Source organism: Curtobacterium sp. MCLR17_043 (genome assembly GCF_003224215.1).
Classification (GTDB): domain Bacteria; phylum Actinomycetota; class Actinomycetes; order Actinomycetales; family Microbacteriaceae; genus Curtobacterium; species Curtobacterium flaccumfaciens.
In genome coordinates this window covers 62,564-84,627 of the sequence record NZ_QKLH01000012.1, presented here as the reverse complement: position 1 = coordinate 84,627, position 22,064 = coordinate 62,564, and the positions used below count along the sequence as shown (strand labels likewise).

26 protein-coding genes and 2 tRNA genes are annotated in these 22,064 nt (G+C 66.8%); 22 read left to right on the top strand and 6 right to left on the bottom strand.

What is annotated here, in order from left to right; all coding sequences use genetic code 11:
• The first annotated feature begins 14 nt into the window (after positions 1–14).
• From DEJ03_RS12735 to DEJ03_RS12710, 6 genes are all read left to right on the top strand, one after another.
• The gene (locus tag DEJ03_RS12735) at positions 15–893 is read left to right on the top strand and encodes a carbohydrate ABC transporter permease (RefSeq protein ID WP_027464687.1); all 879 of its coding nucleotides are present in this window, start codon (positions 15–17) and stop codon (positions 891–893) included.
• Positions 890–1,867 carry a carbohydrate ABC transporter permease gene (locus DEJ03_RS12730; RefSeq protein WP_214521659.1) on the top strand — a complete coding sequence of 326 codons (978 nt, stop codon included), beginning with the start codon at positions 890–892 and terminating at the stop codon, positions 1,865–1,867. Before DEJ03_RS12735 ends, DEJ03_RS12730 begins: the two co-directional genes overlap by 4 nt.
• Positions 1,867–3,264: a cellulase family glycosylhydrolase gene (locus DEJ03_RS12725; protein WP_110864881.1), complete on the top strand. Its 1,398-nt coding sequence runs from the start codon at positions 1,867–1,869 to the stop codon at positions 3,262–3,264. Before DEJ03_RS12730 ends, DEJ03_RS12725 begins: the two co-directional genes overlap by 1 nt.
• A 14-nt stretch (positions 3,265–3,278) precedes the next feature.
• Complete coding sequence (locus DEJ03_RS12720; protein WP_110864880.1) at positions 3,279–6,299, top strand: glycoside hydrolase family 38 C-terminal domain-containing protein; 3,021 nt, start codon at positions 3,279–3,281, stop codon at positions 6,297–6,299.
• 72 nt (positions 6,300–6,371) lie between these two features.
• Positions 6,372–7,349: an endo-beta-N-acetylglucosaminidase H gene (locus DEJ03_RS12715; protein WP_110864879.1), complete on the top strand. Its 978-nt coding sequence runs from the start codon at positions 6,372–6,374 to the stop codon at positions 7,347–7,349.
• A 221-nt stretch (positions 7,350–7,570) separates the two neighbouring features.
• Positions 7,571–7,861, top strand: coding sequence for a DUF1905 domain-containing protein (locus DEJ03_RS12710; RefSeq protein ID WP_110864878.1), 291 nt, complete (start codon positions 7,571–7,573; stop codon positions 7,859–7,861).
• Positions 7,862–8,136: 275 nt separating this feature from the next.
• On the opposite strand, the gene DEJ03_RS17725 is transcribed toward DEJ03_RS12710, so the two are convergent.
• Genes DEJ03_RS17725 through DEJ03_RS17995 form a run of 3 tightly spaced genes read right to left on the bottom strand, consistent with a single transcriptional unit; the run spans position 8,137 to position 10,066 of the window.
• Positions 8,137–8,976, bottom strand: coding sequence for a hypothetical protein (locus DEJ03_RS17725; RefSeq protein ID WP_146237726.1), 840 nt, complete (start codon positions 8,974–8,976; stop codon positions 8,137–8,139).
• Entirely contained in the window at positions 8,969–9,907 is a 939-nt protein-coding gene (locus DEJ03_RS12700; RefSeq protein ID WP_146237725.1) for a hypothetical protein, read from the bottom strand. The genes DEJ03_RS17725 and DEJ03_RS12700 overlap by 8 nt, the downstream gene beginning before the upstream one ends.
• A 9-nt stretch (positions 9,908–9,916) precedes the next feature.
• A complete protein-coding gene (locus DEJ03_RS17995) occupies positions 9,917–10,066 on the bottom strand; it encodes a hypothetical protein (RefSeq protein ID WP_181422710.1) in 150 nt (49 codons plus the stop codon).
• Between the two features lie 154 nt (positions 10,067–10,220).
• On the opposite strand from DEJ03_RS17995, the gene DEJ03_RS17720 reads away from it, so the two are divergent.
• The 12 genes from DEJ03_RS17720 to DEJ03_RS12655 all read left to right on the top strand — a co-directional run bounded on the left by DEJ03_RS17720 (position 10,221) and on the right by DEJ03_RS12655 (position 17,261).
• Positions 10,221–10,433: a hypothetical protein gene (locus DEJ03_RS17720; RefSeq protein WP_146237724.1), complete on the top strand. Its 213-nt coding sequence runs from the start codon at positions 10,221–10,223 to the stop codon at positions 10,431–10,433.
• The gene (locus tag DEJ03_RS12695; RefSeq protein WP_110864875.1) at positions 10,430–10,657 is read left to right on the top strand and encodes a hypothetical protein; all 228 of its coding nucleotides are present in this window, start codon (positions 10,430–10,432) and stop codon (positions 10,655–10,657) included. Before DEJ03_RS17720 ends, DEJ03_RS12695 begins: the two co-directional genes overlap by 4 nt.
• Before the next feature lies 1 nt (position 10,658).
• Positions 10,659–11,114, top strand: a complete 456-nt coding sequence (locus tag DEJ03_RS12690) for a hypothetical protein (protein ID WP_110864874.1) — start codon at positions 10,659–10,661, stop codon at positions 11,112–11,114.
• Positions 11,115–11,168: 54 nt separating this feature from the next.
• Positions 11,169–11,660 (top strand): hypothetical protein, encoded by a 492-nt coding sequence (locus DEJ03_RS12685; protein WP_146237723.1) that lies wholly within the window; start codon positions 11,169–11,171, stop codon positions 11,658–11,660.
• 31 nt (positions 11,661–11,691) lie between these two features.
• A complete protein-coding gene (locus tag DEJ03_RS17715) occupies positions 11,692–12,033 on the top strand; it encodes a hypothetical protein (protein WP_146237722.1) in 342 nt (113 codons plus the stop codon).
• Positions 12,034–12,132: 99 nt separating this feature from the next.
• The gene (locus tag DEJ03_RS12680; protein ID WP_110864872.1) at positions 12,133–12,348 is read left to right on the top strand and encodes a helix-turn-helix domain-containing protein; all 216 of its coding nucleotides are present in this window, start codon (positions 12,133–12,135) and stop codon (positions 12,346–12,348) included.
• Positions 12,345–14,036 (top strand): AAA family ATPase, encoded by a 1,692-nt coding sequence (locus DEJ03_RS12675; RefSeq protein WP_146237721.1) that lies wholly within the window; start codon positions 12,345–12,347, stop codon positions 14,034–14,036. The genes DEJ03_RS12680 and DEJ03_RS12675 overlap by 4 nt, the downstream gene beginning before the upstream one ends.
• A 65-nt stretch (positions 14,037–14,101) precedes the next feature.
• Positions 14,102–14,374, top strand: a complete 273-nt coding sequence (locus DEJ03_RS12670; protein ID WP_146237720.1) for a hypothetical protein — start codon at positions 14,102–14,104, stop codon at positions 14,372–14,374.
• A gap of 160 nt (positions 14,375–14,534) precedes the next feature.
• Positions 14,535–15,122: an HGGxSTG domain-containing protein gene (locus tag DEJ03_RS12665; protein WP_309146896.1), complete on the top strand. Its 588-nt coding sequence runs from the start codon at positions 14,535–14,537 to the stop codon at positions 15,120–15,122.
• Positions 15,123–15,328: 206 nt separating this feature from the next.
• Positions 15,329–15,481 carry a hypothetical protein gene (locus tag DEJ03_RS17990; protein WP_181422708.1) on the top strand — a complete coding sequence of 51 codons (153 nt, stop codon included), beginning with the start codon at positions 15,329–15,331 and terminating at the stop codon, positions 15,479–15,481.
• Positions 15,481–16,125 (top strand): recombinase family protein, encoded by a 645-nt coding sequence (locus DEJ03_RS12660; protein WP_110864868.1) that lies wholly within the window; start codon positions 15,481–15,483, stop codon positions 16,123–16,125. Before DEJ03_RS17990 ends, DEJ03_RS12660 begins: the two co-directional genes overlap by 1 nt.
• Positions 16,125–17,261: a site-specific integrase gene (locus DEJ03_RS12655; RefSeq protein WP_110864867.1), complete on the top strand. Its 1,137-nt coding sequence runs from the start codon at positions 16,125–16,127 to the stop codon at positions 17,259–17,261. Before DEJ03_RS12660 ends, DEJ03_RS12655 begins: the two co-directional genes overlap by 1 nt.
• A gap of 13 nt (positions 17,262–17,274) precedes the next feature.
• Here DEJ03_RS12655 and DEJ03_RS12650 read toward each other — a convergent pair whose 3' ends face one another.
• The 3 genes from DEJ03_RS12650 to DEJ03_RS12640 all read right to left on the bottom strand — a co-directional run bounded on the left by DEJ03_RS12650 (position 17,275) and on the right by DEJ03_RS12640 (position 19,401).
• A complete protein-coding gene (locus DEJ03_RS12650; RefSeq protein ID WP_110864866.1) occupies positions 17,275–18,171 on the bottom strand; it encodes a hypothetical protein in 897 nt (298 codons plus the stop codon).
• Position 18,172: 1 nt separating this feature from the next.
• Complete coding sequence (locus DEJ03_RS12645) at positions 18,173–19,201, bottom strand: DUF262 domain-containing protein (RefSeq protein ID WP_110864865.1); 1,029 nt, start codon at positions 19,199–19,201, stop codon at positions 18,173–18,175.
• 129 nt (positions 19,202–19,330) lie between these two features.
• A tRNA-Gly gene (locus DEJ03_RS12640) sits at positions 19,331–19,401 on the bottom strand.
• Positions 19,402–19,455: 54 nt separating this feature from the next.
• Here DEJ03_RS12640 and DEJ03_RS12635 point away from each other — a divergent pair.
• From DEJ03_RS12635 to DEJ03_RS12620, 4 genes are all read left to right on the top strand, one after another.
• Positions 19,456–19,731 carry a hypothetical protein gene (locus tag DEJ03_RS12635; protein WP_110864864.1) on the top strand — a complete coding sequence of 92 codons (276 nt, stop codon included), beginning with the start codon at positions 19,456–19,458 and terminating at the stop codon, positions 19,729–19,731.
• Positions 19,732–19,825: 94 nt separating this feature from the next.
• Positions 19,826–19,902: transfer RNA gene (locus tag DEJ03_RS12630), tRNA-Pro, on the top strand.
• 53 nt (positions 19,903–19,955) lie between these two features.
• A complete protein-coding gene (gene tig, locus DEJ03_RS12625) occupies positions 19,956–21,263 on the top strand; it encodes a trigger factor (RefSeq protein WP_027464695.1) in 1,308 nt (435 codons plus the stop codon).
• Positions 21,264–21,430: 167 nt separating this feature from the next.
• Positions 21,431–22,060: an ATP-dependent Clp protease proteolytic subunit gene (locus tag DEJ03_RS12620; protein WP_071405541.1), complete on the top strand. Its 630-nt coding sequence runs from the start codon at positions 21,431–21,433 to the stop codon at positions 22,058–22,060.
• Positions 22,061–22,064 lie beyond the last annotated feature (4 nt).

Sequence of the window (22,064 nt, the reverse complement as noted above, 5' to 3'; positions counted from 1 at the left end):
GAGGGAGGATCGTCATGCGTGCGAACCGCTGGTACACGCCCTGGTTGCTCGTCCTGCCGGCACTGATCTGGCTCGTCGCGTTCAGCCTGTGGCCCTCGATCAACACGGTGCGGTTGTCGTTCACGAACGCCAGCCCGCTCGGCGGCGTCAGCCAGTGGGTCGGGGTGCAGAACTTCGAGACCCTGCTCGCCGACCCGCAGGTGTGGGAGGCGCTGCTCAACAGCGTCATCTACATGGCGGTGTGCCTGCCGCTGCTGACGGTCCTCCCGCTCCTCATCGCGGTGCTCGTGCAGCAGAAGCTGCCCGGGATCGCGTTCTTCCGCACCGCGTTCTACACGCCGGTCATCGCGTCCGCGGTCGTCGTCGGGCTCATCTGGACGTGGATCCTCGACGACCGCGGCGTCATCAACGAGATGGCGCAGGCCCTCGGCGTCGTGCAGGGCAGCGTCCCGTTCCTGACCGACCGGTGGCTGCTGCTCCTCAGCGCCATCAGCCTGACGGTGTGGAAGGGGCTCGGCTACTACATGATCATCTTCCTGGCCGCCCTCGGGAACGTCGGCAAGGACCTGCACGAGGCCGCCGCGCTCGACGGCGCCGGCGCCGTCCGACGCTTCTGGTCGGTCACGATGCCCGGGGTCCGCGGCACCATGACACTCGTCGGGATCCTGGTGTGCGTCTCCGCGCTCCGGGTGTTCAGCGAGCTCTACATCCTCACCAACGGCACCGGCGGACCCGGCGGGCAGGACAACTCGCTCGTCATGCTCATCCAGCAGTACGCCCGCGGCTTCACCGGCAACCTCGGCTACGCGTCCGCCCTGAGCCTCCTGCTCTTCGTCGTGACGCTCGTGCCGATGCTCGCCCTCGCCCGGATGAACAGCAAGGCGGACAAGTGACGAACACGACCAGCACGACCGAACCCGTCATCGGCGGCGCGCAGGGCGCAGCCAGCCCGACGCCGGACGTGACCGGCGCGACGGGCGCTGGACGGGCCTCCAGGCAGAACGGACGTGACGGACGCAAGCGGCGCCGCGCGGTTTGGGGCGTCATGTCCACCCGCGAGAAGGTCGTCCGCTACGTCCTGCTCATCGTGGTGCTCTTCATCACGATCGGCCCGTTCCTCTGGCAGCTGTCCACGTCGCTCAAGGGCGCCGGTGAGGACATCTACACGGCGAACCCGTCGTTCATCCCGTCCGAACCGACCATCGAGAACTACCTGAAGGTCGCCGCCGCGATCCCGGTGTGGCGGTACATCGGCAACTCCCTGCTCGTCGCCGCGATCGACGTGCTCGGCAACATCGTGTTCGCGACCCTGGCCGGCTTCGCCCTCGCCCGTCTGCAGTGGCGGCACCGGAAGCTCGTGCTCGGCCTGTTCCTTGGCACCCTCGTGCTGCCCGGCGAGGCGACGATCATCTCGCAGTTCGTCACCGTGAAGGACCTCGGCCTCGCCGACAACCTGGTCGGTGTCGCCCTGCCCGGCATGATCGCGGCGCTCAACGTCCTGCTGATGTTCAACGCGTTCCGGCAGATCCCCGAGGAGATCGACCAGGCAGCGGTGATGGACGGTGCGAACGCGATGCAGCGCCTCCGCTACATCTCGCTGCCCGCCGTGCAGGGGACCATCGCGGTCATCGCGATCTTCTCGTTCATCGGCGCGTGGGACGACTTCCTCTGGCCGCTCATCGTGCTGCAGTCGCCCGAGAACCTCACCCTGACCGTCGGGTTGCAGTACCTGCAGGGCACGTTCGCCACCGACCAGCGGATGATCGCGGCCGGCACCATGATCGCCTTCATCCCGATCGCCGTGATCTTCGCCGTCCTGCAGCGCTTCTTCTTCAAGGGCGTCGAAGAGGGCGGTGTGAAGGGCTGATGCGGTTCGGGGTCAACTACACGCCCTCGGTCGGGTGGTTCCACTCGTGGCTCGACTTCTCGCGGTCGGACACCGCGAGGGACCTCGAGGCGATCGCGTCGATCGGCGCCGACCACGTGCGGATCTTCCCGCTCTGGCCGGTCGTCCAGCCGAACCGGACGCTCATCCGGCAGCAGGCCCTCGACGACGTCGCGACGGTCGTCGACCTCGCCGGGTCGTTCGGACTCGACGTCAACGTGGACGCGCTGCAGGGGCACCTGTCGAGCTTCGACTTCGTGCCGTCCTGGCTGGACAGCTGGCACCGCCGCAACATGTTCACCGACCCGGACGTGGTCGCGTCGACCGCCGCGTACGTCCGGGCGCTCGCCGGAGCCGTCGCCGACAAGCCCAACCTGCTCGGCATCACCATCGGCAACGAGGTCAACCAGTTCGCACACGCCCCGCACCCCGCACCGCACACGATCACGGGGGAGCAGGGGCACGCGTGGGCGGCGGCGATGGTCGCGGCGGCGCGGGCGGGGCTGTCGGACGGGTCGTCGGCGTCGGCCGCTTCGTCCGTGTCGGTCGGCCTGGAGGCGCGGCTCGACCCCGCCTCGTCGGTCGCTTCCGCCACCGGGTCGCGTCCCGGGCCACTGGTCACCGTCGCGCAGTACGACGCGGCCTGGTACGACGACGCCCAGCCCTTCGGCCCCGAGCACGCGGCGGACCACGGTGACGCCACCGTCACGCACTCCTGGGTGTTCAACGGCTCGGCGGCCCTGCACGGCGCCCTCGGCGCCGGCTCGGTGCGGCACGGCGAGTACCTGCTCCAGCTCGCCGCAGCCTGGAACCGCGACCCCGCCCGGCCGAACTGGCTGCAGGAGGTCGGCGCACCCACCAACGTCGTCGACCCCGCCGACGCCGCCGCGTTCACCGAGCAGACCATCCGGCACGTCCTCGACGCGCAGCATGTGCTCGGGGTGACGTGGTGGTGTTCCCACGACGTCGCCCGGTCGCTCGCGGACTTCCCGGAGCTCGAGTACGACCTCGGGCTGTTCACGAACGACGGACGGCTGAAGCCCGCCGGCGAGGCGTTCGCCGCCCTCGCCCGCGCCGAGCACACCCGCGACGCCCGCGCCGCACCGTCGGCCACCGCGCTCGTCCTCGACGACGTGCTGTCCGACGGCACCGACCGGCACGGCACCCGCGCCGACTGCGCCCCCGGCGGTCGGTTCGCCGCCGCCTGGCTCGCCCTGGCCGAGGCCGCACCGGACGGCCGCGGCCCGCAGGTCGTCCTGCGCTCCCGACTCTCGGACACAGCGCTGCTCGCTGCCCGCGGCATCGACCGCTGCGTCGACGTGCCGTCCGACCTCGACACCACCACCGTCCGCGTCGCCCACCCGGCGACGACGCCCTGACCCCGGAAGGCCCCATGCACGACGACATCCCCCTCACCACCGGACGCGCCCGACGGGTGCTCGACGAGCGGATCACCCCCGCGGTGCACGCGACCACGACGGCCCTCCGGGCCGCGTGGCACGAGCTGCCGGGGGAGCCGGTCCCGCCGACCGAGGGGCTCGCGCTCACGTTCGAGCCCTACGAGGTCGGCACCCCGTGGGGCGCGGCCTGGGGCACGACGTGGTTCCGGTTGACCGGGACCGTGCCGACCGAGTGGGCCGCACGCCGGGTGGAGGCCGTGATCGACCTCGGCTTCGACAAGAACATGCCCGGGTTCCAGTGCGAGGGACTCGTCTACCTGGCCGACGGCACCCCCGTGAAGTCGATCAACCCGCGCAACCAGTGGGTCCTGGTCACCGAGCGGGCCGAGGGCGGCGAGACCGTCGAACTGTTCGTCGAGGCCGCATCGAACCCCGTCCTGCTCGACTACCACCCCTTCCTGCCGACACAGGAGGGCGACGTGCAGACCTCGTCCTCGAAGCGCCTCTACGCCACCCGCCGGATGGAGCTCGCCGTCTTCGAGTCCGAGGTGCACGAACTCGCCCTCGACATCGACGTCCTGCTCGAACTGCAGGCCGAGCTGCCCGCCGGACCCCGACGCATGCGGATCCTGCAGGCCCTCGACGACGCCCTCGACGCGCTCGACCTGCAGCACATCCCGGAGACCGCCGGGGACGCCCGTGCGGCGCTCGCCGAGGTGCTGGCCGCTCCCGCCGAGGCCTCGGCGCACACGATCTCGGCCGTCGGGCACGCCCACATCGACTCCGCCTGGCTCTGGCCCGTGCGCGAGACCATTCGCAAGGTCGCCCGCACCACGTCGACCATGACCGAGCTCATCGACCAGACCGACGACTTCCTGTACGGCATGTCGAGCGCGCAGCAGTACGCGTGGATCAAGGAGCACCGCCCCGAGGTCTACGCCCGCGTCAAGGCCGCGGTCCAGGCCGGCCGGTTCCTGCCGATCGGCGGCATGTGGGTCGAGTCCGACACCGTGATGCCGACCGGCGAGAGCATCGTCCGGCAGTTCTCGCAGGGCCAGCGTTTCTTCGAGCGCGAGTTCGGCATCCGGCCCAAGGGCGTCTGGCTGCCGGACAGCTTCGGGTACTCGCCGGCGCTGCCGCAGCTGATGCGCCGCGCGGGCTTCGAGTGGTTCTTCACGCAGAAGATCTCGTGGAACCAGGTGAACAAGTTCCCGCACCACACGTTCCTGTGGGAGGGCATCGACGGGTCGCGGGTGTTCTCGCACTTCCCGTCGATGGACACCTACAACTCGCGATTGTCCGGCAGCGAGGTCGCGAAGGCCTCCCGCCAGTTCCGCGAGAACCGGCTCGCCAGCGGCTCGATCGCCCCGGTCGGTTGGGGCGACGGCGGCGGTGGCACCACCCGCGAGATGACCGGCACCGCCGCACGGTTGGCCGACCTCGAGGGCAGCGCGAAGGTCCGCTGGGAGCACCCGGACACGTTCTTCGACCGGGCGAAGTCCGAACTGACCGATCCGCCCGTGTGGGTGGGGGAGCTGTACCTCGAGCTGCACCGGGCCACGCTCACGTCGCAGCACGGCACGAAGCAGGGCAACCGCCGGTGCGAGCAGCTGCTCATCGAGGCCGAGCTCTGGGCAGCGACCGCCGCCGCCCGCACCGACTTCGCCTACCCGTACGACGAGCTCGACGCCCTGTGGCAGCAGGTCCTGCTCCAGCAGTTCCACGACATCCTGCCGGGCACCTCGATCGCGTGGGTGCACCGCGAAGCGGTCGAGCGGTACGCCGAGACGGCCGCGGCGCTGACCGCGATCATCGACCAGGCGCTCTCGGCGCTCGCCGGCACCGGGGACGCGGCCGTCGTCGTGAACCCGGCCCCGTTCCTCCAGGCCGGTGCACCCGCGCAGGGCGCTGTCGTGGCGACCGACGTGGCGGCAGCGACCGACGTGTCCCTGTCGCAGCAGGACGGCGGGTACGTGCTGGCGAACGACCTGGTGCGGGTCGTGGTCGACGCGCAAGGGCTCGTGATGAGCGCCGTCGACCTGGCGAGCGGGCGCGAGGCGATCGCGGCCGGGCAAGCGGCGAACCTGCTGCAGCTGCACCAGGACTTCCCGAACATGTGGGACGCGTGGGACGTCGACCGGTACTACCGCAACCGCGTCGAGGACCTCGTGTCGACCACCGGGCTGACCGCGTCGGTCGACGACACCGGGGCCGCACGGGTCGTCGTGTCCCGGGCGTTCGGTGACTCGACGGTGACGCAGGAGATCGTCCTGGCGCCGGGGTCCCGCACCCTGGAGTTCGACCAGGTGACCGACTGGCACGAGACCGAGAAGTTCCTCAAGGTGGCGTTCCCGCTGGACGTCCGTGCCGAGCACACCGTCGCCGAGACGCAGTTCGGCGCGCAGAAGCGGGTGACGCACACGAACACCTCGTGGGAGGCCGCGAAGTTCGAGACCTCGATGCACCGCTACGTGCTGGTGTCCGAGCCGGGCTTCGGTGTCGCGCTCGTGAACGACTCGATCCACGGCTTCGACACCACGCGCGACGCCGTCGATGGGCACGTCACCACCACCGTGCGGCTGTCGCTGCTGCGGGCACCGCGGTTCCCGGACCCCGAGACCGACCAGGGCGTGCAGACGCACCGGTACGGCATCGTCATCGGCACCGACCAGCTCGGCGCCACGTCGGCCGGGGTGCGGATGAACGCGGGCGCGCGGACGATCACCGGGGCGCACGGCTTCGAGCCGCTGGTGCAGGTCTCCGGCGACGTCGTGCTGTCGAGCGTCAAGCTCGCCGACGACCGGTCGGGTGACCTGGTCGTGCGCTTCTACGAGCCGTCCGGGCAGCGGGGGACCGGGGGCATCGCGGTCTCGGCCGACGAGGCGACCTTCGGCGCTGCCGTCGAGGTGACCCTGCTCGAAGAACCGCTCGGTGACGCGTCGTCCGACGCCGATGCCTCCTCGTTCACCGTCGACGCCTACGAGGTCCGCACCTTCCGGTTCCCGCGCAACTGACCGGCCAACTGACCGACTGACCGACTGAACGACCGACTGACCGACCGCCCGTCCCACCCAAGGAGGAACCACATGAAGCAGTCCACGAAGTTCAGCATCGCGACCGCACTGGTCGCCATGCTCGCGGCACCACTGGTGCCCGCCGCAGCATCCGCGGCGCCCTCCTCGTCCGGGTCCAGCCACGGGCACGGACACGGTTCGTCCCACGGCGGCGGGCACGGTCACGGTCATGGACACGGGCACCACGCTGCGCCCACCAAGTCGGGGCCGACGAGCATCGCCTACGTCGAGGTGAACAACGACGAGCTCGCCAACGTCGGGCGGTACACGCTGGAGAACGGCGCGAACGCGTTCGACGTGGCGATCATCTTCGCCGCGAACATCAACTACGAGGACGGCAAGGCGGTCCTGTACAACAACGCGAACGTGCAGCGGACCCTCGACCAGGCGGCCACGCAGATCCGCCCGCTGCAGGCCAAGGGCATCAAGGTGACGCTCTCGGTGCTCGGCAACCACCAGGGCGCCGGCCTGGCGAACTTCCCGACGAAGGCCGCGGCACGGGACTTCGCGGCGCAGGTCTCCGCGACGGTCAAGAAGTACGGACTCGACGGCGTCGACCTGGACGACGAGTACTCGGACTACGGCGTGAACGGCACCCCGCAGCCGAACCAGCAGTCCATCGGCTGGCTCATCAGCGCCCTGCGTGCGGACATGCCGGGCAAGATCATCTCGTTCTACGACATCGGCCCGTCCTCCGATGCCCTGAAGACGGCGAACCCGTCGACCGGCGGGAAGCTCGACTACGCCTGGAACCCGTACTACGGCACCTACACGGCGCCGACGATCCCGGGCCTGCCGAAGTCGAAGATCTCCGCCGCCGCGGTCGACATCCAGAACACCCCGCAGGCCACGGCAGTGTCGCTCGCGCAGCGCACGAAGGCCGACGGCTACGGCGTCTTCATGACGTACAACCTGCCGGGAGGCGACGAGTCCTCCTACGTCTCCTCCTTCACGAAGGTGCTGTACGGACAGGCCGCGTCATACCGCTGACGCGTCCGTCCTGACGGCGACTCGCGCCCCGTGCTCCCCGGCTCCGGCCTGGAGGCACGGGGCGCGTCGTCCAGGTCCCGCTGGCCCGGGGGAGGCACCAGTTCCTCCTCGCCCGTGACGGTTCCGGTTCGCAGACCCCGGCGATCGTGAACCGGAACCGTCATCCACCGAGAACGAATCCCGACCCGGCGCGCTCGACGCCGCGGCCGTACGATCGCCGCATGGAGCTCGAGTTCCGCGGCGAGGTGATCGAGTGGCGCGGCCCGTCACCGTTCTTCTTCGTCGTCGTGCCACCGGACGATGCCGAGGTCATCGCCGACCTCGCGCCGGTGCTCACCTACGGGTGGGGTGTGATCCCGGCCCGCGTGACGATCGGCTCGGTGACGTGGACGACGTCGCTGTTCCCGAAGGACGGCGGCTACCTCGTGCCGTTGCGTGCGGCGGAGCGGAAGCGTGCCCGGGTGGAACTCGGCGACTCCCCGGAGATCAACCTCGAGTTCGCCGACCCCTGACGCAGGAGGTGAGGTTGTGGAGGGGATGACGGGAATCGCTGTCGGCGGAGGGCCCGTGTTGTGGAGGGGATGACGGGAATCGAACCCGCGTAGCCAGTTTGGAAGAACGTCCCTTATGCATTACGGGCGCAAACCGACGTGAACCGCATCGGCCCTCTTTGAGCTGTTCTCGCCCGTACTTTCGGACGTTCACGAGGAGTATAGCGGTTCACGTCGGTTCACCACGGTTAGGGGTGGTGGGGCGCGGTAGGAGGGGTTTACGGAGGGGCGAGTGACTAGTCGATGCCTTTCGGCCGCAGACCCCATCGCTTCTCAAGGCGCTCCGCAATCGACCACTCTCGGACTGGTCCTGCGAGAGAGCTATCCAAGTCCGATACGTCGATGTCGTGCTCGCGCGGTTCCCAAGCCAAGAGGGGGTTGCGCGCCGTTGCGCTCCACAGCACGAAGGGATCTTGAGCGAGCGTCTGGTCAGGGCCGTTCGCGTAGGCAGCCACGGTGACCGCCGTTTCGTTATCGAACCCGAAGTCCTCCTCTATGAGCACGTGACCGACCAGCAAGGCACTTCTGCCAAACTCTCGAAGATCGAGTACGAACCGGGTGGGGTCGCCCGCGATTAGACCACGATTGCGCAGCAGGTGTAGGCGGGTACCGTCAAACTCGGGCAGTTCCAGGAGTGAAAGTGTCCAGCACACGGCCCAAGGCCACCGCGGCTGAAGTGTCCACATGTCGCCCGCTCTGGGCTTGTCGATCTTCGGTAACTCCCAGGGCCGTACCGCGCTGACCGAGAATATCTGCCCCTTGCGAAGGGATGACAGCGATGGGAACTGGGCAGATCTGCGTTCAATCCTCTGACCGTCGAGAGATGCGGCGACATACCCAGAAGAATGGTAGTGAAGCTTGGGACGGTGCTTCGTCTCCGAGTATTCGCTACGCAGGAGCCTGCGCCCAGCGGGATGCGTCCCGTACCGCCACTTCACGTCGGGTATCCGGGCCGGGGTGATATGAACACCGCCGTCCGACGCGAAGCTCAGGGTGGCGATGGCCCGGAAGTCACCGGTGCCGCCTCTGATCACGCCGAGTCGAACACCCTTCTTCAAGCGCCTCGGCTCAGCCACGCTTCACTCCATCCGGCTTGCGGCGGCGAAAAGAGTCGCCCGGTTGAGTGACGAACGGCCCTTCACCTGCCAATCGGCCTTCCCACACCGCGAGGAGCATTGCGCACGCGTCCTGCACGGCTTTCTCTGCCTCCTGGTAGAAGTCCACGCTCGAGACGTATTTGCCTTGGCGATCTTCAACGCCGATGTCCGCACTCCACCATAGGTCGCCCATCACGCCTTCCACTTCCTCATCCCCAACCCTCTCGTGGAGCAGCATGGACCCATCAGCCAGCGAGAGGTCGTAAGCGAGTTGCCTGGCTGGCCCGACGGAGCGGCCGCTCCGCAGGACCGGAGTGAAGTCGTGTTCGAGCTCGGCTGGCAGGACAGTGCCAACAGATGGCGTTCGGTGCTTGTTGTCGTTGTCGAAGTCGTTGAGGCGAGCCAGAGGGTGTCGGGAAGGGCTCTCCGACAGAAACGGCTGCGCGGCGTAGACGGGTTTCCACACCCAGCTTGGGACTTCGCGCAGGTGGCGCTTGCGCTGATCGGCCCAATCCTTCTCGTCCGTCACAATCGGATACTGAAGCCGACGCTTCGGCGCTAGTCCTTCCACCTTGGCGAGCGTCACGAGCGTGGTGTCGAGGGCGCTCCTGAGGTGGTGAATGGCCTCCCCGAAGGTCAACCCCCAGCTTGTGAGGTCTGCTTCGTGTTCAACATGGAGGCGTAGTCCCCAGCCGTGCCGGTCCTGGTCAATGACGGTTTCGAGTCGCAGCGGCTGAAGATGACGCCAGTCTGCTACCTCGGAATCGAGCTCCAATGCGCGCAAGCGTGCTCGGTCCAGCCGCGCTCCTAGCTGCACCTGCAGGCGTGCAACCTCCGGGTAAGGGGTAGGAGGGAAATGCACGCGTGGAGGGTTGGAAGCAACCTCGCGCCAGAACTCGGGACTCGCCATGTTCAGAGACTACCGCCGCGCTTCCCCTGACTTTGATCGCTGATCCATCAGGCCCTCGCGCCGCATGGCCCTGGCTTGCTCCTGCACGGTGAGCGGGCGCTTCGCCCGCTCCTTGTCGTCACCGGTGTACTCGGTGGCGCGGTTGGTGTTGGTGTTCACGAGCATCGCCTTTCGTCATTGTCGATAGCGTCAGCAAAACAAAACGGCGCTTTTGCCCTGCCACGTTAATTTGCGGCGTATGGTTAATGCTAACGCAAACGGAAGGAACGCAATGGGTAAGCGTGGACCACAGCCCCTCGGGTATGAATCAGAATTGCGCACGACCCTGCCAAAGGAAGTAGGGGACGCACTCGATCTAATGGTGCGGCTCGGCGGCGTATCCAAAGCGACAATCGTGCGAGTAGCCCTAATCGACCACCTGAGCACCCTCGGCGTGCTGTTCCCCGAAGTCGCCGACACGCTTCACTCCACCACCACCCGCGGCCGGCTCAGCAGCGACCGCCTGACCGAGAAGGAAGACCGATGACCGTCAATACCACCCCATACCCCGCCTACGGCGGACCGCGTGCAGCGAAGAACCTCCGGCAGAAGGCCGGCGACTACCGCGGTGCAGCGGAGGAACTACGCGCCGAGCTGGACGCCGCCGAGCGTGCGTTCGGCGCTGCGTTCGAGCGAACCGACCAGACCACCAGCACCCGGGATCGCATCCGCGACCTGGCCAAGCGCCCCGTGCGCCGGATCGGAGCCTGACATGTCCGTCTTCGACTACAGCCCAGCCGTCGCAGCGGACCCGGAGGCCTATCGCATCCACGCTCGCGAGGAGAGCTACCCCAACTCGGTCGCAGAGCAGACCGAGATCAAGCGCGTGGACGACGCCGTGTTCGACCGCGTGCGCGTCTACGAGAACTCCCTGGTCGGTAGCTCCCAAGCTCTCGTGGAGCGGGGAACGGTCCTGACGCGAGAGACCACCCAGGTCGAGCAGTCCATCCGCGAAGAGGTCGAGTACGCGCTGGATCACGAGAGCCGCACGGACCTGAAGCAAGTCGCCGCTCGCTACACCGCCCTGCACAGCCGGGCGCAGCAGAAGATCGATGAGCTCGAACGGCTCGCTCGGGAGGCCGAGTGGCTGGCAGAAAAGGCGGAGGACCCCTACGGCGCGTACCGAAGCCTCGTCGTCCGCTATCCGGCGCTCAGCAAGAAGTACTGACCTAACAGAACACCGCCCCGACTCCCAGGAGAAGAGTCGGGGCGGCGGAGGGACTTGACCGTGACATCGAATATTTTACCAGAGCGCCCCTTAGACGCGTTGCACGCGCTGTGGAACTGGAAACGCAGCTGGCCGAACCTCGACCCCGCGCCATCCTCGCCCAGCGACAGCCCGCTGCGCCACCTGAGCCGCGTGGAGCTGGCCACCATGCGACTGCGTGCCGACCTCACCGCCGAACGTGTGCCGTGTCAGGGCATCGTGATCGACGCTGCAATGCGTATCGCGGTGTGGGCGGACCGTGGCGTCCTGCCGTACATGTCGGGCTGGACCGTGGCGAAGTCGCTTCAGTCGCTCTATTACCCGCAGTCCTGGAACGCGAAGGTGCCCGTGCGCGGGCTCGACCTGCTCGTGGCGGTGGACTGCACCAGCGACGTGCACGGCGTCTCCGTGACGCTGGACGCGGAACCGACCGACGGGCAGCACTACCGGCCGATGCGCCTGCGCAACCGCTGGGTCGAGCTCGGCACTACAGAAAACATGCTCTAGAGTCCCACGACAGGAAGAGGCGGTGAGACGGATGCAGTACGGAAGCACGGCATGGCAGGGGCGGAACGCCACCACAGCCCGACCGGCGTCTATCGAGCGCGCCCCGCGGCTGCTCCCTGAACTCGCCGTCGTCTTCTCGCAGCTGTCGGATGCTGTCTTCACCGAGCGCGTCGTCGCCGAGATGCGACGTGCCCACCAGCGCACGCAGGACAGGATCAATCGCCTCAACGCCCGGCTGCGCCACGCGCTGCGGGTGCTGGTCGTGCTCGTCGCCTCTGGCCGGACTCTCCGCGTGCCCGCTGCTCGTCCCGCTGCTCGTCCTGCTAGCCCCAACGCTCCGAACACCGCTCGCTGGGCGACCCCCGCGGCTTAGTTCCGCGTTCTCCGTCGTCCGACAGATCAACCTCTGACCGGGCGACGTTGCGGCACCCTTGTGTGCTCCGCCCGGTCTCAACTTCGACCGGAGCGGACCATGACACCCCTCGGCAACTCGCAAACCTCTACTCGTACCTGGCTGCGGTACCCCGACGCAGCCGCCTACCTCGGCACAAGCGAGCGACAGCTTCGCCGGCTCGTTGCCGACAAGAAGATCGGGCACACGAAGCTCGGTCTTCACACGCTGTTCAGCCACGACCAGCTCGACGCCTACATCGACGCCAGAACGTTCACTCCGGAGCAGCAGTCGTGAGCTCGGAGTGGAGCGAGCCCCCTGCTGTCGCAATTGAGTGGGCCACCAAGCTCGATGCTCACCGGACCGCGCAGAATCAATGGGAGGCAAGCTGCCCGAACCCCGACCACCGCGACGAAAAGCCCTCGTTCGGGTTCAGCGTTGCGGAGAGCGGGCGGGTCCTCGCGAACTGCTTCGGCTGCGACTGGTCTGACGTAAAGAGAGGCCTCGCGCTCCGAGGTCTCGACCCGGCGCAAGCAGATCGCGTCTTCTATCCAACGGCCCGCGTAGTGGAGAGAAAGCCCGCTGTTGATCGAGCTGAAGTCCCGCTCGCGGACCAGGACGCGCCTGCGAGATGGCACGCCGATCTACTCAGTCGCAATGGAAAGCGAGCGCTCGCATACCTATTGAACGAGCGCGGACTTTCAAGGGACAGCATCAAGCGTTATTCCCTCGGATGGGATAGGAGCAGAATCACCATCCCGGTTCGCTACGAGGACGAGTGGGTGAATGTTCGTCGGTACAAGTCCGGGGCTGCCAACAAGATGTTGAACGCGCGTGGACACGGCACGGCCATCTTGTACCCGGCGGAAGTCCTGGTGGGGAATGACCTGCCCGTGCTCCTGTGCGAGGGGGAGTTGGATGCGCTGATCGCCAATCAGGAGTCCGCGGGTCTCTTCGTGGCGGTCACTGGCACGGGAGGATCCTCAACCCCACCGAAGGACCTCCAATTGCTCCGAGGGCGCGAGGTACTCGTGGCATACGACGCTGATGAAGCCGGGCGCTCTGGAGCCAAGAAGGTCGCCGAGCGACTTCGCTCAGTCGGGGCGAATGCGTCAATCCTCGACCTAGTGCAGGAAGGTCTTCTGCCCGCCGATCAGGCAGGGGCTGACGTCACCGACTTCTTCCGGCGCTACGAGGGGTCGGCGGCAACTCTGTACGAGGCGATGCGGGAGGCACGGCAACGCAGTATGGCTGAGCCGGGGCAATCCGCTGGTCGCGTGGTACTCCGGCCTGCGTCGGCGGTCTCGTCTCGGCGTCAGCGCTTCCTGTGGGACAAGCGCATTCCGCTCGGAGCTGTGACGCTCTTCGGGGGTCGCGGTGGCGTTGGGAAGTCGACGTTCGCGCTCTGGCTCGCGGCGCAGGTTCAGCGCGGCACGCTTCCAGGCGACCTCTTGGGCCAGAAGACCTCGGTGCTGTATGTGAGCGTTGAGGACGACTGGGCCACGCAGGTGAAGCCCCGCCTCGCGGCAGCGGGAGCCGACATGGATCGCATTTACGAACTTGCGATCACAACAGGTGTTGACCGGGCCTCCGGCGAGCGCTATCCGCTGCTGCCGGACGAATTACACGCAGTGCAGGACGGTATTCAGCAGACCGGAGCGCGACTTGTGATCTTCGATCCGATCACGTCGAGCATGACCGGCAACGACCACCACCGAGAAGTCGTTCGGTCTGTGCTCGATCCTTTCGCGAAGCTGGCTCGGGAAATGGACGTTGTCGTTATCGGCATCATGCACTTCAACAAGGGTGGCGGCAACGCCTCCGACAAGCTGTCTGGTAGCCACGCTTACCGCGATGCAGCGCGCGCCGTGATGGTGTTCGCGAAGGATGACGATCAGCAGCAAGTGGTGATGACGCAGGACAAGGGGAACTACGCGGACTTCGGGGAGATGTCGATTGCGTATCGGCTCGAAGACAGTTGGTGAAGCTCGATGACGGCGATGAGACGCACGCTGCCCGTGTCGAGTACTTGGGTGAAACGCTCACAAACGTGAACCAGCTCATCAATCAGACTCCGGCGAGCGACGACGCGGTGATGTGGCTGCAGGAGTTCATGCGCGAGCGCGAGGGGATTGCGCCCGCGTCCGAGGGTACGGCGGCCGGGAAGGCGGAAGGGTACTCACCGAGCACTCTGACTCGCGCTCGCAAGAAGACGCGTCCGCCCATCGAATCTCGCAAGTCGCGTCTCGACGGTGGGTGGGAGTGGTACTGGCCCGAAGGCACCACGAACACGTCACCCTTCCGTCTGATGAATTCTTCCTGAAACCCGGGCTCTACCACGGTTTCTTCCGAGCCTGCCGAAGAAGTCGCCGTGGCCTCCGAAGAACTCATCTACTCCTCGGAGAAATACGAAGAAGTCATCCACGGAGAACGTGGTGTCTTCCTGACGCCTTCGCATCGCACTACACCTAGGAGAAGAAGACATGTCCAATAAGAACAGCTCGGACCTCATGCACGCCGACACCCGTTGCACCGCACGCCGTCGTAACGGGGAGCCGTGTCGGAACTGGGCGATGTTGGGGACGAACGTCTGCCGTATGCACGGCGGCGCTGCCCCGCAGGTGCGGCGGCGGGCGCAGCAGCGCATCCTCGAAGCGAGCGATAAGGCCGCGGCACGGCTGGTGGAACTGATGCAGGACGCCAAGGTGCCGTACGCCGTGCAGCTGGCCGCCGCCCGCGACCTGCTGGACCGCGCCCAGCTGGCCGGGAAGCAGGAGATCGAGATGGGCGTGACCGTCAGCCTGCTGGAGCGCAACATCGAGGCGGCGTTCGTCTACGACCTGGACGACGACGCGGTGACCGAGCTCCCGGACGAACCGGACGGCACCCCCGACTACTCCGCCGAGGAAGCCGCCGCCGACGCCGCCATGGAAGAGCGTCAGGCTGCCCGCGCCCGTCGCCAGCGGAAGACCGGCAACCCGGCACCGCGCACCGCGGCCGAACGCGGCGAACCGCAGCCCAAGCCGGTGCACGGCGGGCCGCAGGTCCGCAAGGGGCGGAGGACCCGGTGAACCGGCAGTGGTCCAGGCGTCCTTTCGATCGGACTGTGTCGGCCGAACGCCTCCGACCGGGTACCCCGGTGACCCCTCGGACGCGTTCGGGCCGCACGCTCGGATATTCGGACGGCGCTGGTGAAATCTCAGATGCGGAGGTTCGATTCAGGTCGAGGCGGAAGGCGCAACCGGACGTTTCCGCCGCAGACCGAGAGGACGGAACCATGACCGTGCAAGAGCTAATCGAGCTTCTGGGCGAGTACGACCCGACGAGCCAGGTGCAGTTCCAGATCGTCGCGGACCAAGAGTCGGCGGGGTTGCTCACCGACGAGGACGGCGCGCCCGTCATCGGGCTGACGCGAGAGGGCGCGGTCTGATGCACGTGATCGGTTACGTGCGCGTCAGCACGGAAGAACAGGAACGCTCCGGCCTCGGCGTCGAGGCGCAGGTCGAGGCCATCCACGCTGAGGTTAGCCGCCGCGGGTGGACGGTCGAGGTCGTCGCCGACCTCGGCCGCAGCGGTAAGGCCGTGAACCCGGAGCTGCGCCGCGCGCTGGACCTGCTGCGTACAGGGCAAGCGGAAGCGCTCGTCGTCGCGAAGATCGACCGCCTGGCGCGGTCGGTGTTGCACGCGAGCGAGATCTTGGTCGCGGCACAGCAGCAGCACTGGAACCTCGTCATCCTCGACCTAGCGGTGGACCTGGCGACGCCACAGGGCCGAGCGATGGCTCAGATGCTGGCGACGTTCGCCGAGCTTGAGCGCGAGATGATCTCTGTCCGGACGAAAGACGCCCTCGCTGCTCGTGCCCGCCGTGGCGAGCGCAATGGCCGACCGTCCGCCATCCCAGCCGGGCTAATGCGCCGCATCGTGCTGTCGCGGGACGCCGGGGCGAGCTTCCGGTCCATCGCCGCGGAGCTCACCGACAAGCAGTACCTGACGCCCACCGGGCTGACCACCTGGAGCGAGTCTGTTGTGCGGCGCGCGTACAACTCCATCGCTCGAGTCGGGGCGGTGGCGTAGTGGCCCACGTAAGAGAGGTAGAGCGCAAAGCCGGCCGCGCGTACGAGGTGCGCTGGCGCGACGGCGGCAAGTTCCGGCAGCGTTCGTTCACCGTCAAGCGCGAGGCCGAGCGGTTCGCCCTGACGGTGGAGAACCAGAAGGCGCGCGGCCAGACGACGGAGCCGTTGGCTGGACGCAGCAAGAGCTTCGAGGAAGTCGTGCAGGCGTCCCTCGCGGCGTCCCGCGCGAAGCTGAAGCCGAGCACCTACGCCGGGTACGTGCAGCTGTACGACGCCCGCGTGCTGCCGACGTTCGGCAAGCGTCGCATCTCGACCATCACTTCGGAAGAGGTGGAGGCGTGGGTGGCCGACCTCATCGCCACCGGCCGAGCATCTTCCACCGTGCGCAACCACTTCATCGCGCTGAACAAGGTGTTCCGGTACGCGCTGCGGCACCGGCTGATTGCTCACAACCCGTGCGACGCCGTGGATATCCCTCGTGCCACCAACGCCGAGGGGTTCGCTCCGGTGCTCCTCACAGCGGCGCAGGTGGAGCAGGTCGCCAAGGAGCTAGACGAGTACGAGCCATACGGGCTGCTGATCCGCTTCGCAGCGGGCACAGGGCTACGTGCCGCCGAGCTGCAAGGGCTGCGCATCCGCGACCTCAATCTGGCGGCTGGACACGTAGAGGTTCGGCAGTCCATCCGCCGTGTGGACGGCGAGTGGCAGGTCGGTACCCCCAAGAGCGCCCGCTCCACCCGGAACGTGCCGCTGCTCTCGCGCTCGCTCATCGCTCACCTGCGCGAGTACCTGCTGGCGCACCCACACAGCGGCGTTCCCGACGCGCTGTTCTGGCCAGCCCGCAGCAACGGCTCTCGCCGGCTCGACTGGTCCCGGAACATCGACTGCGGGGGAGTTCGCGCCTACTACCTCGTGCCTGCCGCCCAGCGGGCGGGTGTGGTGAAGCACATGCGCTTCCACGACCTGCGCCACACGTACGCCTCCCTCATGCTCGCCGCGGGCTTCAAGCCGTACGAGGTCAGCCGATGGATGGGGCACGCGTCCGTCTCCACGACCGACACCATCTACGGCCACCTGTACCCGACCGACTACGGCGACCAGATCGCGCGCTTCGAGGCGTTCGTCGCCGAGCCGTAGCTACGCGACTCGGTCAGATTGCTGCACGCCAGTCCACGATATCGTTCTGGTCAAATACGACGATGACCTCGTCCTTCGCGCGAGCGCGGGGCGTCGCAGCCGAGAGCGCCTCTCCGAGCGAGGCATGTCGCCGGTATGCGCGCGCCTTTGACGGAGGGAATTCGCTCCAGTACGAGCCATCCCGAGTGATGTGGCGAAGTGTCAGTGAGTTCCCGATCCCAGTCGGCACCGTCAGTCCGCGCGCGATCTGTTGAAGGGCAGCCGAGACAACCATGTCGAGAAGCATGGCTGTGAGCTTCACATTCCGGGTGATCGTGCTTACTGCCGTCGGATTGATGGAAGCGTCGACTTGATGGGCATACATGTGGCGCTGTGACGAGAAGTCCTTCATGATCTTCTCGGCTGACGCATTCCCCGGGAAACGGGGATCTAGCACCTTCCAAGCAGCCGTAAGGTCGCCCCAGCCTTTCAAGCCCACCAGTCTCACGATGCCGTCGACATCGCTCGTTTGGACATTACTGCCTGACCATGCGAAGAAAAGGTCGTGGCCGACCAGATTGCCCGACGAGAAGGAAGTCATCGTCGTTGCTAGTTCTTGAACGAGGGTTGAGCGTTGGCTGTCATCAAGGTCGCGAAATCGGCGAGGCAACGTCTGGACGATCCGATCGGAGAAAGCAAGGGTGCCCCCGGACAAGCTTGCCGCCGAGATCCGTGCCTGCGTTAGATGGTCCGCCCACTCGCTGCCGCGGTCCCGCAGAAACTGCTCGAACGACGAGAGTCCTTGGACCGCGACTCCCCGCAGCGCATGGTCGACCAGTTCGGGAGAGGTCACACCCGACATCTTGGCCGCTTCATCCACCACGGTGTCGATACGCCCGAGCCGAAGGAGTAGATCGTCGACTGCTGCCACTTCAGCCCTCGAGCAATGCGGTCATCTTCTCGATGCGGTAGCGCACCCGAGCCGAGGTGTTGGTGCTCAACCTAACTGAGCCGTCGAACTCTGGATCTGTGAACAGACTTCGCGTGTTGCTCAGCACGCGACTTGGCTTCAGAGCATTGAGCTGCTTGTCGGTAAGGGCATCGACGGCGACCATCTCGGCATCGAAAACGCCGCCGATCATTTGATCACGCCATTGAGACCCATCGTGCCGTTGGAACGCATGCTGCCCCCACAGGGTTTCAGACCAGCGGAGGGCGCGTGTGAACCGGTTGGCGAGATCGGTGACACGGCTTGGACCAGCTTCGTGATGTTCGAGCATGAAGCGGTCGAGTGCCTCACGAAGGTTCCCACCGAAGTTCCGCCACTGAGTGGCCAACGCGAAGAATCGTACGACCGTTTCCACGTCGGACATATCCGCATAAGCGGCAGAATCTGGCGAAGTGATCTTCAGCTGCCTGTGAAGGAACGGGTCCTCCGCCAGCTCGATGATGCGGTCGTTCAACGGTCCTGCATACGCAACGTTTCGGATCTCTTGCGCGTTGAGGGGCTGGCCGCCCCTGTTGAGTCGCACGAAAACTTCGTGTTTCACCCAGTCGGGGGTCTGCCGAAGGATTGTAACGGCCCGCAACGGCCTCATTCCGAGCGCCGACGCAGCGTCCGCCGCCAGGTCGCGGTAACGCATGCCCTCCAGATCACGCCTCAGCTGGAGCTTTGTGAGAGAGAACTCGTTATTGATGAACTGGACGATCGCGGTGAGCCGCTGCTTCCCGTCGATGACGGCGAAGACCCCTCGCGACTCCTCTGCCAGGTACACGGGAGGGACAGGGACGTTCAGTAAGAACGACTCGATCAGTTGCGACTGGCGCTCACGGTCCCACCGATTGCGGCGCTGGTAGCGGGGGCTCAAGTCGAGCGAGCCCGTGGAGTGCAGCGATGCCACGTTCATGAGTGCCATGTCACTGGACTGAACGATGAGGTCTTCTTCGCGCGCTTCGGCCATGCGATCACTCCTGAGTCCCCTCGGGCGACTGCGCCGAGTCTTCCTCGTAATACTAGGGGAGTGCTTTCGGAGGGGTTCGGCCTGAGCGTCCGTTGCCCGGACGGGCCTACTTCCCAGTAGCCACAAGAGAGGGGATGACGGGAATCGAACCCGCGTAGCCAGTTTGGAAGACTGGGGCTCTACCATTGAGCTACATCCCCGCGCCTGCGCACCAGGCGCAGCCCAACCATCGTAGCGGACGAACGAGCACCGACATGCCGACGCGCGTCATCCCGAAGCCGGACGGCGGTGCCGAGCGCACCATCCGCTGGTCGCGGGTGGTCTCGTACGTACTGGTGGTCCTCGCCGCCGCGGTGCTGTCCCTGCGTCCCGACCTGTTCGGTGACCCGCAGTCGCAGCTCGCGCACGCACTGCTGCACGTCGGGCGGATCGTCGTCGGGCTGCTGCTGGCGGTGGCTGCCCTCGGGGTCCAGGTGGCCGTCGGGATCCGGTGGCGGCGGGGTCTGCGACGCGCCGCGGAGGACGACTGAGCAACCCCCGGGAACAGCGCGCCGTCGGACCGCTAGACTCACCGGGGTCGCATGCGCCCCTCGGCGTGCGCGGCTGATCCCTGGCACGAAGCAACGGGGCGTAGCTCAGCTTGGTAGAGCGCCCGCTTTGGGAGCGGGAGGTCGCAGGTTCAAATCCTGTCGCCCCGACCAGGTCCTCCGAGCACCACCGACCACACGAACGTCAACCAACAGGAGAACATCCCTTGGCCACCAGCACCGTCGACAAGGTGAGCGACACCCGCGTCAAGCTCACCGTGAACGTGACGCCGGACGATCTCAAGCCGAGCATCGACCACGCCTACAAGCACATCGCCGAGCAGATCAACATCCCCGGCTTCCGCAAGGGCAAGGTCCCGCCGGCGATCGTCGACCAGCGCGTCGGCCGCGGCGAGGTCCTGAACCACGCCGTCGGTGACGCCATCGACAACTTCTACCGCCAGGCGGTCGAAGAGCAGGAGCTGCGCATCCTCGGCCGTGCCGAGGCCGACGTCGCCGAGCTGCCGAACGTCGCGGACTTCACCGGCGACCTCGTCCTCACCTTCGAGGTCGACGTCCGCCCCGAGTTCGACCTGCCGGACTACTCCTCGTACGAGCTCACCGTCGACGCCGTCGAGGTGTCGGACGACGAGATCGAAGAGGAACTGCAGAACCTCCGCACCCGCTTCGGCACGCTCGTGACGGTCGACCGTCCGGCGAAGACCGGCGACTTCGCGCAGATCGACCTCACCGCCAGCATCGGCGACGACGAGGTCGACTCGGCCACCGGCGTCTCCTACGAGATCGGCTCCGGTGACCTGCTCGAGGGCATCGACGAGGCGCTCGAGTCCCTGACCGCCGGTGAGTCGACGACCTTCGAGTCGAAGCTCGTCGGTGGCGACCGCGAGGGCGAGACCGCTCAGATCGCCGTCACCGTCACCGCCGTCAAGGAGCGCGAGCTCCCCGAGGCCGACGACGAGTTCGCCCAGATCGCCAGCCAGTTCGACACCATCGACGAGCTCAAGGCCGACCTGAAGGAGCAGATCGCGAAGTCCAAGACCTTCGGTCAGGGCGCCGCGGCTCGCGACAAGCTCGTCGAGAAGCTCACCGAGGACGTCAACATCCCGATCTCGGAGCAGCTCATCGCCGACGAGGTGCACCGTCACCTCGAGCAGGAGAACCGCCTCGAGGACGAGGAGCACCGCAAGGAGGTCTCCGAGTCCAGCGAGACCGCCTTCCGCTCGCAGATCCTCCTCGACGCGATCGCCGAGAAGGAAGAGATCCAGGTCTCGCAGGAGGAACTGACCCAGTACCTCATCCAGGCCGCCGCGCAGTACGGCATGGAGCCGGCCGAGTTCATCAAGGTCATCGACCAGAACGGCCAGATCCCCGGCATGGTCGGCGAGGTCGCTCGTTCGAAGGCGGTCGCGACCGTCCTGTCCAAGGTGACCGTCAAGGACACCAACGGCGACGCCGTCGACCTGTCCGCCTTCACGGCGGGCGTCGCGCAGGAGCCGGCAGGGGACGCCGAGTAACGATCTCGACGCCACCAGTAGGACGGACGGGAGGCGCGGTGCCAGCTGGCACCGCGCCTCCCGTCCGTATTTCCGCACCACCGCATTGCTGTCGGCGAACAGACGAGAACTGGTGCGTTGCACCCGATAAGTTCGACAACAAGCGACAACTGAACGGGAGCTTTTCCATGGCCGAAGCAACACTGAACCCCAGTGTTTTTGACCGCCTTCTGAGAGACCGGATCGTGTGGCTCGGCTCCGAGGTCCGCGACGACAACTCGAACGAGATCGCAGCCAAGCTGCTGCTGCTCGCCGCCGAGGACCCTGAGAAGGACATCTACCTCTACATCAACTCGCCCGGTGGTTCGATCACCGCCGGCATGGCGATCTACGACACGATGCAGTTCGTCCCGAACGACATCGTCACCGTGGGCATCGGCCTCGCCGCGTCGATGGGACAGTTCCTGCTGTCCTCCGGCACGCCCGGCAAGCGCTACATCACGCCGAACGCGCGCGTGCTGCTCCACCAGCCGTCCGGTGGCTTCGGCGGGACCGCTGCCGACATCCAGACGCAGGCCAAGGTCATCCTCGACATGAAGCAGCGCATGGCGGAGCTCACGGCCGAGCAGACCGGCAAGTCGGTCGAGCAGGTCCTCAAGGACAACGACCGCGACAACTGGTTCACGGCGCAGGAAGCGCTCGAGTACGGCTTCGTCGACCACCTCCGCGCCTCGAGTGCCGAGGTCATCGGCGGTGGTGGCACCGTCGGCGACGGCGAGACGCCCACCAGCGCAGCCGAGCCCGACGCCCAGTCCTGATCAC